General features: G+C 44.5%; 8 protein-coding genes. All 8 read right to left on the bottom strand.

Annotated features, from left to right (window positions below; all coding sequences use genetic code 11):
* Positions 1 to 186 precede the first annotated feature (186 nt).
* Complete coding sequence (purH, locus tag FBF73_RS09555; RefSeq protein WP_136937678.1) at positions 187 to 1734, bottom strand: bifunctional phosphoribosylaminoimidazolecarboxamide formyltransferase/IMP cyclohydrolase; 1548 nt, start codon at positions 1732 to 1734, stop codon at positions 187 to 189.
* A 1-nt stretch (position 1735) separates the two neighbouring features.
* On the bottom strand, positions 1736 to 2200 hold the full coding sequence (locus FBF73_RS09550; protein ID WP_050261349.1) for a GNAT family N-acetyltransferase: 465 nt from the start codon (positions 2198 to 2200) through the stop codon (positions 1736 to 1738).
* Between the two features lie 44 nt (positions 2201 to 2244).
* Complete coding sequence (purN, locus tag FBF73_RS09545; protein WP_136937677.1) at positions 2245 to 2796, bottom strand: phosphoribosylglycinamide formyltransferase; 552 nt, start codon at positions 2794 to 2796, stop codon at positions 2245 to 2247.
* A complete protein-coding gene (gene purM / locus FBF73_RS09540) occupies positions 2793 to 3815 on the bottom strand; it encodes a phosphoribosylformylglycinamidine cyclo-ligase (RefSeq protein WP_136937676.1) in 1023 nt (340 codons plus the stop codon). The genes purN and purM overlap by 4 nt, the downstream gene beginning before the upstream one ends.
* 39 nt (positions 3816 to 3854) lie before the next feature.
* Complete coding sequence (purF, locus tag FBF73_RS09535) at positions 3855 to 5297, bottom strand: amidophosphoribosyltransferase (protein WP_136937675.1); 1443 nt, start codon at positions 5295 to 5297, stop codon at positions 3855 to 3857.
* 92 nt (positions 5298 to 5389) lie between these two features.
* Entirely contained in the window at positions 5390 to 9115 is a 3726-nt protein-coding gene (locus FBF73_RS09530) for a phosphoribosylformylglycinamidine synthase (RefSeq protein WP_136937674.1), read from the bottom strand.
* A gap of 56 nt (positions 9116 to 9171) precedes the next feature.
* The gene (gene purC, locus FBF73_RS09525) at positions 9172 to 9879 is read right to left on the bottom strand and encodes a phosphoribosylaminoimidazolesuccinocarboxamide synthase (RefSeq protein WP_000043301.1); all 708 of its coding nucleotides are present in this window, start codon (positions 9877 to 9879) and stop codon (positions 9172 to 9174) included.
* A 170-nt stretch (positions 9880 to 10049) separates the two neighbouring features.
* Positions 10050 to 11399, bottom strand: coding sequence for a competence pheromone export protein ComB (gene comB / locus FBF73_RS09520; protein ID WP_136937673.1), 1350 nt, complete (start codon positions 11397 to 11399; stop codon positions 10050 to 10052).
* Positions 11400 to 11405: the final 6 nt, after the last annotated feature.

The raw sequence follows: 11405 nt of genomic DNA, 5'->3' as shown, positions 1-11405 counted from the left end.
GGTTTTCGGAACTTCGAAAACTTCAAAAAACGGATTTTTATTGCTCTGAATATCAAAAAAGAAAGGACTAAATCTGTCCTTTCTCGAGCTTAGCTTTTCTTCAACCCACTACAGTTGACAAAGAGCCGTTTTATTAAGCATTTTTAAGCAAAAAAGGAAAGAAACTGTTTTCTTCCCTTTACCTTCTTAATGTCTAAAATGTCTCACGCCTGTAAAGACCATGGTCAAGCCATATTTATCCGCAGCTTCGATGGATTCCTGATCACGGACCGATCCACCTGGCTGTATAATAGCCTTAATACCTGCTTTGGCGATTTCTTCCACATTATCCGCAAATGGGAAGAAGGCATCCGAAGCAAGTACAGCACCGTCAAGGCGGTCTTTGGCTTGGTCAATGGCAATACGAACAGAAGCCACACGGTTAGTCTGACCTGGACCAACACCCAGTGTCATGTGGTCGTTGGTTACAATGATTCCGTTGGATTTGACGTATTTAATAGCCTTCCAAGCAAACTCAAGAGCTGTCGATTCTGTCTTAGTTGGTTGGCGTTTGGTCACCACTTGCCAATCGGCTGGGCTTTCCTTGACCACATCTTGGTTTTGCACCAGAAGTCCACCAACTACACCTGTGTATTCTGCTTCCACTTCGCTAGCCTCTTGAGCATCAAATGGCAAGGCAAGGATACGCAAGTTTTTCTTTTTATTAGTCAAAATGGCTAGCGCCTCATCCGTATAGCTTGGTGCGATGATGATTTCAAGGAAAACGCCGTGCATCTTCTCAGCTGTCGCAGCATCCACCTCACGGTTGAGAACAACAATTCCACCAAAGATAGACACTGGGTCAGACTCATAAGCGTAGTCCCAAGCAGTCTCGATGTCATCAGCCTGACCGATTCCACATGGGTTCATGTGTTTGAGAGCCACAACGGTTGGACGGTCTTTAAAATCACGAATGATACGGATAGCAGCATCAGCATCGCGGATATTGTTGAATGACAATTCCTTACCGTTAAGCTGTTTGGCTGAAGCAATGGAGTAATCAGTCGGCAAGGCTTTTTGGTAGAAATCTGCATCCTGTTGAGGATTTTCCCCATAGCGCATTGATTGCTTGAGATCATAAGTCAAAGTGAGCTTTTCAGGTTTTGTTTCACCCACTTGAGCTGTGAAGTATTCTGCGATTAAGGCATCATAAGCCGCTGTGTGACGGAAAACCTTGGCTGCCAAACGTTGTCGAGTTTCATAGCTTGTTTCTCCGTTTGCTGACAATTCGTCAAGCACAACAGCGTAGTCAGTAGGGTCTACCACAACCGTCACGCTGGCATGGTTTTTAGCTGCTGAACGAAGCATAGATGGCCCACCGATATCGATATTCTCCACCGCATCAGCGTAAGTTACGTCTGGCTTGAGAATGGTCTCCTTAAATGGATAAAGGTTGACCACAACAAGGTCAATGAGCTCGATTTGATTGTCTTTAGCTGCTTCCAAGTGACTATCCAAGTCACGACGAGCCAAAAGTCCACCGTGGATATTTGGGTGTAGGGTCTTGACACGACCGTCCATCATCTCTGGAAAACCAGTCACATCATCAATAGCAATGGTGTCCACCCCAGCATTGTCAAGGGCAACCTTGGTCCCACCCGTCGAGATAATCTCCCAACCAAGTTTTTTGAGTTCTTGGGCAAATTCAACAATGCCCGCTTTATCTGAGACGCTGATTAAGGTTTTTTTCGTCATTCTATTCCTCTTTCTTTAAGTCCAAGCGCATAGCGACTTCATTATTTTCTTCTATAAATCCTGTTTCCTGAAAACCAAGACTAGTCAGCAGGTGCTTCATTTTTTCATTTCCAACCACATAATCTGCAACAATATGACTGCAGACTCTATCCATCTGAGCCTCTTTGATTAGAACTTCTAAGGCTTTTCGACCATAACCTCTTCCTTGGTACTGCTGACCAATCATTATCCGCCAGATAAAGTATTCCGCTTCATCCTTGTCTATTTCCAGCAGGAGAAAGCCAACCACTTGCTTATCCCAATATATTGCCCTCGGAAACACATCTTCATTTTCCCGGTAGAGCCATGCGTCAGCTAAAGAGCGTACATTTGGAGCCACGAAACGTGCTCGTTCATCAGCTTCAGATATTTTCAAATCCAGCACTGCCTGAAAACTGCTCTCATCTACTAATTTCAGTTCAATCATTTTTTCTCCTAGCAAGATTGCGCAATCAAAACTTGACTTCGATCTTATTTTCGTGCAACTCCCAAGCTATCCAGAACCTCTGGATACAACTTGTACTCTGCCTCATGAATGCGAGTTTCAAAGCTTTCAATGGAATCATCAGCTAGTCGCGGTACACGTACTTGTTTGATGACCTTTCCTGTATCCACACCCGAATCCACCCAGTGAATGGTCACGCCAGACTGTTCCACCCCAGCATTCCAAGCATCCTCAATCCCATGAGCTCCTGGAAATTCTGGCAGGTAGGCTGGATGAATATTGATGATTCGACCTTCATAAGTTGCCAGCAAGGTGGGCCCAACGATTTTCATGTATCCTGCTAGACAAACCAAGTCAATCTGGTGTTCCTCCAAGAGTTCGACAAGGGCCGCTTCGTAGTCTGCCTTGCTCTCAAATTCCTTGAGTTCAAAAGCATAGGACAGAACGCCAAGCTTGTCTGCACGTTCGAGCACATAGGCGTCACGATGGTCTGAAAAGACAAACTCTACTGGAAATTCTTCAGCAATCACCTGAAAATTTGAGCCATTACCCGAGGCAAAAACCGCTATTTTTTTCATTTGATGATGACACTTTCGTTTTCTTTCTTGACGATGCGACCAATTTCATAGACTGGTTCATCCAACAATTCCTTGACACGAATTACATTTTCAGGGCTAACTGCTAGCATAAGTCCCACACCCATATTAAAGATTTCAAACATTTCTTCGTGTTTAATCTGACCGTATTTTTCAAGGGCTTTGAAAATTGGAAGCACGGGAACCTTGTCTTCTTCAATCTCAGCTGCCAAGTCAGCTGCAAACATGCGAGGGACATTCTCAATAAAGCCACCGCCTGTGATGTGGGCAATGCCGTTGACCAACTCTTCCTTGATGAGTGGCAAAACAGCCTTGACATAGATACGAGTCGGCTCAAGAAGAACTTCCTTGAGTTGCTTGCCTTCCAATTCTGGCAAAACTTCCTCACCTGTGTAGTCTGCAAAAACACGACGAACCAGAGAGTAACCATTGGAGTGAATCCCACTTGAAGCAAGTCCAAGAAGAACATCTCCCTCTGCCACTTTTGAACCGTCAATAACTTGAGATTTTTCAGCCACACCGACCGCAAAACCAGCCAAGTCATAGTCATCTTCGCCGTACATGCCCGGCATTTCAGCCGTTTCCCCACCGATAAGGGCAGCACCAGCCTGCACACAGCCTTCTGCAACACCAGCGACTACTTGTTCTAGTTTGGCTGGTTCATTCTTGCCTGTCGCCACATAGTCTAGGAAATAGAGAGGCTCCGCACCCGCAGCAATGATGTCATTGACACACATAGCCACACAGTCCTGACCGATAGTATCGTGCTTGTCGTACTTGATAGCCAACATGAGCTTGGTTCCAACACCATCAGTTCCTGAAATCAAGACAGGTTCTTTGACACCTGTTTTTGAAAGGTCAAACATACCACCAAAGCCACCAAGAGCTCCCATGACACCTGCACGCTCCGTACGAGCCACGTGCTTTTTAATCCGTTCAACAACTTCATAACCCGCTTCAACATCCACACCAGATTGAGCGTACGCATTCTTATTTGTCATTTGTTTATTCCTTTTCTTTTATGGAGAATCTTCAGTAACTCACTTATAAAAACTGGTCTTTTCTTCCAAACTTCTACGATAATCTTCTTCATAGTCGTAGAGAGGAGTTGGGTAGTCACCGTCAAAGTAAGCGACACAGAGACCACCATTTGGCGCATCTGTTTCAATACCAATCGAATCAATCAATCCCTCAACAGAAAGATAAGTCAGACTGTCCGCACCAATGATTTGGCGAGTTTCTTCGACCGTATGATTAGCCGCAATCAGTTCCTGACGGGTCTGGATATCAATCCCGTAGAAACATGGATAAGCTAGCGCTGGACTACCAATGGCAACGTGAACCTCAGTCGCACCAGCTTCTTTCAAGAGCTGAACGATACGACGCGAGGTTGTTCCACGTACAATAGAGTCATCAATCATAACCACACGCTTGCCTTTTACAACACCAGAAACAGCAGACAGTTTCATCCGCACCCCTTGCTCCCGCAATTCTTGAGTCGGTTGGATAAAGGTACGTTGGGTGTATTGGTTCTTGATAAGACCCATTTCATTTGGCAAACCGGACTCTTCCGCAAATCCCATGGCTGCGCTGAGGGAAGAATTGGGCACACCGACCACAATATCCGCTTCATGCTTGAATTCACGCGCCAATTGGGCACCCATACGTTTACGTGCCGTATGGACATTGACACCATGAATATTAGAATCAGGGCGAGCAAAGTAGATATACTCCATAGAACAAATCGCTAACTGGGTATCGTCTGTATAGCTGTCATACTGGATGCCTTTGTCATCAATGATCACAATCTCACCTGGCTTCAAATCACGAATCCACTCTGCACCAATAACCTCAAAAGCACAGGTTTCAGAGGAAACAACCACCGCTCCGTTGGCCATTTTCCCGATAGAAAGCGGACGGAAACCATTGGGGTCAAGAGCCGCAATCAACTTGTCCTCAAACAGCAAGATATAGGCAAAACCACCTTTGACAAGGCTGAGCGCCTCCTTGATTTTGCCCATCAGACTAGGATTGTGACTACGACGAATGAGGTGAGCCAAGATTTCCGAGTCCGAAGTCGCGCTGAAAATCGCTCCTCGTTCTTCCAATTCTTTCTTGAGAGAGGCCGCATTGGTCAGGTTCCCATTATGAGCCAAGCCAAACTGCATATCGTGAAAACGGAAGAGGAAAGGCTGGATATTATCTACAGAAGCTTCGCCAGCAGTCGCGTAACGCACATGCCCAATCGCACCAGTTCCCGTCAATTTATCCAAATTAGCAGGATTTCTGAAGACTTCTGATAAAAGTCCCATGTCACGATGGCGCTTCAATTGTCCCTGATCATTGGAGAGGATTCCTGCCCCCTCCTGACCACGGTGTTGAAGACTGTGGAGACCAAAATAGGTCAATTTAGCAGCATCTGGATGTCCCCAGATACCGAAAACACCACATTCTTCATTAAGAGATTTTACTTCGTATGTCATTTTTTATACCTAATTTTCATTTGCAATCATCAAGAGCTAAATCTACATGACTTTTACATTACTGATACTATCTATTAGAAAATCTGCAAGTCTTATTTTCCAGTGAAATATTTAACCGCTGACGCAAACAGGTGCTGGTCTTTATTTCCTGGGATGTTTTGGAAAAGACCTTCCTCATAACGTTCTGAGTGGCCCATCTTACCGATGATTTGCCCGTTCTTACTGGTAATTCCTTCGATAGCATGGACAGAACCATTCGGATTGTACTTAGAATCCATACTTGATTTGCCGTCAAAGTCAACATATTGGCTGAAAATTTGTCCATTGTCACGGAGCTCAGCGAATTCCTCAGCCGTCACGACAAACTTCCCTTCACCGTGTGAAACAGGAATGGCGTGGATATCTCCTACTTGCACTCCAGCAAGCCATGGTGAGTTAGTATTGGCAATGCGAGTTTCCACCATCTTGGCCACGTGTTGGTTGGCATCATTGTAGAAGAGGGTTGGGCTAGTACTAGTGGCTTCTTCAAAGTTCCCGTATGGAAGAAGACCTGATTTGACCAAAGCCTGAAATCCATTACAGATACCGATAATCAAGCCACCACGAGCGATAAAACTATCAATAGCTGCACGCACTTTTTCATTGAGCAGGATATTGACAATAAACTTGGCTGAACCATCTGGTTCGTCCGCAGCTGAGAAGCCACCTGCAAAGAAGAGAATGTTAGCTTTACTGATGTTGTCAACCATAGTTTCAACTGACTTGACAATAGCCTCTTCATTCAAGGTCACAAATGGTACCAAGTTGACCTCTGCACCTTCTTTTTCGAATGCCTTGGCTGAGTCATATTCCGAGTTGGTTCCTGGGAAGACTGGAATATAAACTACCGGTTTTTCAACCTTTTCTTTGGCTTTAATCACAACATCTGATGCCACAGCTGGTACTTCAGCCAGTTCTTTGGCTTGGACAAACTCTGTTGGGTAAACTTCTTCCAATTTTCCTTGGAAGGCACTGTCAAGTTTGTTTCCATCTAGCTTCACACCGTTGACAAGGAGTGTAAAGTCTGCACTTGTTTGTCCAATCTTCTCTACTCCAGCAATTTCTTCAGGTGATGTGAAAACAAATCCGCCCAATTGAGCCGTTAAAGAACTTTCAAGTTCAGACAGGATTACCTCTGCACCAATATGGTTTCCAAAAGTAGCAAGAGCCAAGCTTTCAACGACACCACCGTATTTAACAGCTGAAGCTGCCGTCACTTTGTGAGCCTTTTGAAGGGCTTCAAATTGAGCGAAGTTAGACTTGATAAGATCGAAGTCAATCTCTTGAGCCAATGCTTGACCTGGAATGTAATAAATATTTTCCCCAGCAGTCTTGAACTCGGGAGAAAGCACCTTACGGCTATCTGCCGTCGTCACCCCAAAGGCAACCAAGGTTGGCGGTACTGTCAATTCTTCAAAAGTACCAGACATGGAGTCCTTACCACCGATAGATGGCAAACCAAGCTGAATTTGTGCCTCGATAGAGCCTAGGAGAGCTGCTACTGGCTGACCAAAACGCTCAGCTTGTTTGTCCATGCGTTCGAAATACTCTTGGTAAGAGAAACGAGCCTTAGACCAGTTGGCACCAGCAGCCACCAAACGAGCTGTCGCTTCGATAACCGCATAAGCAGCACCGTGGTATGGAGACCATTCTGCTACATATGGATTGAATCCTTGAGCCATGACTGACGCAGTATGAGTCACACCGTGTTGAACTGGCAATTTCTGCACAGACGCCTCAGTTGGTGTGAGTTGGTAGCGACCACCAAGTGGGTGATTGACCGTTGAACGACCGACCGAGCAGTCAAAGATGGTCTGCAAGCCTTTTTGACTCGCATGGTTCAAATCAGACAGAACCACAAGGGTATCAGCTTCAAGCGTGTCAGCGCTTGTTGTACGTTCTTCTGGAATCTTGACATTCTTGTCAACTACCTTAGCATCCACAACTACACGTACACCGTTTGTATCAAGGAAACGACGTTCCAAATCAACTATGGTTTCGCCATTCCAGTGCATAACAAGATTTGGTTTTTCAGTCACTGTCGCAACGACAACAGCGTCAATATTCTCTTTGTTACATTCGGCAACGAAGGCGTCTACGTCCTCAGGACGAACCACCACAGCCATCCGTTCTTGTGATTCAGAGATGGCAATTTCTGTACCGTTCAAACCTTGGTATTTAAGAGGAACTTTGTTAAGGTCGATTTCAAGACCGTCTGCCAATTCACCGATAGCTACACAGACACCACCAGCACCAAAGTCATTGGATTTCTTGATAAGACGAGTGACATCGCCATTACGGAAAAGACGTTGAATCTTGCGCTCTTCGATGGCATTCCCTTTTTGAACCTCAGCACCAGCAGTTTCCACGGACTCAACTGTTTGAACCTTAGAAGAACCTGTCGCACCACCGACACCATCACGTCCAGTCTTACCTCCAAGGAGAATAATCACATCTCCCGCTTCCGGTTTTTCACGGACAACATTGCCCTTAGGAGCCGCTCCGACAACAGCACCTAGCTCCATGCGTTTAGCTACAAAGCCTGGGTGGAAGTATTCACGAACGTAGGTTGTTGCAAGTCCAATCTGGTTACCGTATGAAGAATAACCATGGGCCGCTGTTTTAGAAATGACTTGTTGTGGTAATTTCCCAGCACGCGTTTCCGAAATCGGTGCGGTAATATCACCCGCACCTGAGATACGCATAGCTTGGTAAACATATGAGCGACCTGACAATGGGTCACGAATGGCTCCACCGATACAAGTAGCCGCCCCACCAAATGGCTCAATCTCAGTTGGGTGATTGTGGGTTTCGTTTTTAAACATGAGGAGCCATGGTTCTTTCACACCATCAACGTCCACTTCGATTTCAACTGAGCAAGCATTGATTTCGTCTGACACTTCCATATCATCCAAACGTCCATTAGCACGCTCATAACGACCGAAAATAGTCGCCATATCCATCAAGGTTTGCGGTTTTTCCGTACGTCCCAACTCATCACGCATGGCAATATACTTGTCATAGGTTGACTGCAATTGCTTTTGGAATTTAGAAGCTGAAAAGTCGATGTGTTTCAACTCTGTCTCAAAAGTCGTATGACGGCAGTGGTCAGACCAGTAAGTATCCAAAACCTTGAGTTCCGTCTCAGTTGGCACGCGCCCTATTGACTTGAAGTAATCTTGAATAAAGAGTAAATCATCCACTTCCATGGCCATCCCTTGCTCGGCCTTGTAGCGAGCAAAGTCTTCTGCTGTATAGTTTTCAAAGAAAGTCAATTTAGGAATGGTCTTGTCTGACTCAGAAAATTCCTGCTTGGCAATCCCTGTCGTGATGTCCTTGAAACGAGAATCAACTGGATTAAGCAGGTAGTTTTTGACCGCTTCTAACTCAGCCGCATCAATATCTTTATTAACCAAGTAAAGTTGGGCTGTATTGACTATTACATCACTCGAACTTCCTAGCAAAAGCAAGGCTTCCTGTGACGAAGCTGCACGCTGGTCAAATTGGCCAGGCAGGCTTTCAATGGCAAAGAAAGCATAGTTAGCAAGATCCGCCTGCACAACCGCTTCGTCCAAAACATGGTCTGTCACCTGCTCAGAGAAGATGTGTTTCTCTGCAGGCGCAAACAAGTCCTCAGCTAAGTTAAAGACATCATACACTTGCACGATGCGAATACTTTTCAAGCTTGAAAGTCCCAAGTTATGCTGGAGTTCTCTAACCAAACTCTCTGACTTGACCTGAAAATCAGCCTTTTTCTCAACAAAAATACGTTTATCCATCAATTCTTATTCCTTTATTTCAGCTCTTGCAATATTCCTAAACAGCCTTGAGGCTGTTATTTCAATCCCTGCAATTTCTCCCAGACAATCTCGTAAACGTCGGTTAGTTCTCCCAATCCTCTACGGAAAACATCCTTATCCATGTGGTTGCCATCCGCATCCCACAAACGGCAGTTATCTGGTGAAAATTCGTCTGCCAAGATAATCTTGCCATCCTTATCAAAACCGAACTCTAGCTTAAAGTCAATCAACTTAAGCCCAATCTCAGCAAACCAGACCTTCAAAAGTTCATTGATACGACGCGTTTCTTCCTTCAAGTAGGCAATCTGCTGGTCATCCGCAATCTGTAGGAATTTCACATGCTCGTCATTGATGAATGGATCATCCAAATCATCATTTTTATAGTAAAATTCGACAATCGGAGTCTCCAAGGCGATTCCCTCATCCACACCAAAACGTTTTGAAAAGGAACCAGCTGTATAGTTGCGAAGCACGACCTCCAGAGGAATAATCTTAACCTTTTTATTGAGTTGTTCCGTGTCTGAAAGTTTCTCCACAAAGTGAGTCGCCACACCAGCCGCATTTAATTTCTCAAAAATAAAAGATGAAATCTGATTATTCAATACTCCCTTGCCCGCAATCTGCTCCTTCTTGACACCATTGAAAGCAGTCGCCTGGTCCTTGTAAGTTGAAATAATAAGATTTTCATCCTCAGTTGTATAGATATCTTTAGCTTTTCCCGAATAGATCAATTGTTTTGACATTTTAAAGTTCGCCTTTCGTATTACTTGAGCACATTCTACCACAAAAAATCAAAAAATACAAGAATTTAACCGAATAAATGGCAAATGTATGCCAAAAATCATAAAGAAAAAAACTGCAAGAAAAAGATTTCTCACAGTTTAAAAATTATTTAACTCTAAAAACACGAACATTACTCTTTGTTCAAGAATTGATCCAAATAATAACGCAGGTAACTTTTCTTACCTGTAATCATCTGTAGACGACCTTCCACCCCATATCGAAGTTTTTCAGCCTGATCAGAAGTTAGATTAGTCTCCGCCTCAATTTTAAAGAAATTCCCTTTTTCAGTCTTGGTAGCTGTCGCGTCAATACTTGTAATAGTAGAATCTAGGAAAAGTTGATTCTTAGCATCATGAGTCGTAGTATAGCGAACAGAATCACCGACCTTGATCCTTGCTACATCCTTTGAACTGAGATAAGCTGTTAGTTTGGTTTTCCCTTCTTTTTCCAAGGACGGATAGAGTTGGGCTAGTAGGGCACCTTCTGCAACCATGGTAGAATCACTGGTCTCAGGATTAAGGTGAAGCACCCCATCCTCACTCGCCGTAATTTTCCCCTTTTCTAAAAGATTTCCCTGAACCTTCTTACCCGATTCTGCCTCCAAAATTTTCTGGTCTAGAAGGGTCAATTCCTGACCAACCTTAGCCAAGTGTTGGGATTTGAGAGACTCTAATTGACTGCTTAAACCTGACGCATAGGCTTGCTGGGTACCTGAACCTGCATACTGGACACGGTAAGTAGCAAGACTAGATTCTAACTGATAAAGCTGCGCTTCAACCTGCGCAACTGCCTGAGCTTTAGCTTGCGGATTTTCCTCACCCTGAGACTTATAGGACTGGTAGAGAGAGTAGGCTAGATTCTGACTGGCCAAGGAAGCACCTGTTTCAATAGCTGACTTAGCTGTCTGGTAATCGCGAATTTTAGCCTCTGTTTGGCTGATGAGATTGCCGATTTCGGCTTGGGTTTGACTAGCTGCTGCATTCTGGGACGCAATGGTCTCATTTTGTTGCGATGTACTAGCCCTAAGACTGCCTGCTTGGCTGATGTAGTCACGAAAGGTGGCTTGGTAGCCAAACTTATCCTCCTCTGGAAAGTGATTCTCCCCTTCTTGCAGACTTTTTTGCAAATACTCCAATTGCTTTTTTTGATCCTTGAGCATGTCCAACTGACTGGCATAGGCCTCCGCTTGGACACCCTCTGCCCCTTCTTGATATTGAACCAACAGTTCTCCCTTTTTAACCAGCTTATTTTCTTCCAAATGATTGACAAGAATGTGATTATTGCTAGTTGACTGGATATTTGCAAGGATACGACTAGGCTCGACAGTAGCTCTAGTGGACAAACTCATCTCTTTCTCTGCAAATATTGCAAAGCCAAGCAAAAACACGAGCAGAAGGGACATGGGTACAATCACCCGACTGGAAAAATTATGGTAACGACGATTATAAAACTCCGCACTTTCTAAAAATTCTGGTTTCATCCTCTC

Origin of the sequence: Streptococcus mitis (assembly GCF_005144795.1) — a bacterium.
In the GTDB taxonomy this organism is placed as follows: domain Bacteria; phylum Bacillota; class Bacilli; order Lactobacillales; family Streptococcaceae; genus Streptococcus; species Streptococcus mitis_BB.
Note: the sequence above shows the minus strand (reverse complement) of the source record. Positions and strands in the feature narration are given on the sequence as shown.

Bases quoted from the DNA above. Each gene is read 5' to 3' on its own strand.
- FBF73_RS09550 (WP_050261349.1), bottom strand. From the start codon at position 2,200: ATGATTGAACTGAAATTAGTAGATGAGAGCAGTTTTCAGGCAGTGCTG.
- purF (WP_136937675.1), bottom strand. From the start codon at position 5,297: ATGACATACGAAGTAAAATCTCTTAATGAAGAATGTGGTGTTTTCGGT.
- purN (WP_136937677.1), bottom strand. From the start codon at position 2,796: ATGAAAAAAATAGCGGTTTTTGCCTCGGGTAATGGCTCAAATTTTCAG.
- comB (WP_136937673.1), bottom strand. From the start codon at position 11,399: ATGAAACCAGAATTTTTAGAAAGTGCGGAGTTTTATAATCGTCGTTAC.
- FBF73_RS09530 (WP_136937674.1), bottom strand. From the start codon at position 9,115: ATGGATAAACGTATTTTTGTTGAGAAAAAGGCTGATTTTCAGGTCAAG.
- purH (WP_136937678.1), bottom strand. From the start codon at position 1,734: ATGACGAAAAAAACCTTAATCAGCGTCTCAGATAAAGCGGGCATTGTT.
- purM (WP_136937676.1), bottom strand. From the start codon at position 3,815: ATGACAAATAAGAATGCGTACGCTCAATCTGGTGTGGATGTTGAAGCG.
- purC (WP_000043301.1), bottom strand. From the start codon at position 9,879: ATGTCAAAACAATTGATCTATTCGGGAAAAGCTAAAGATATCTATACA.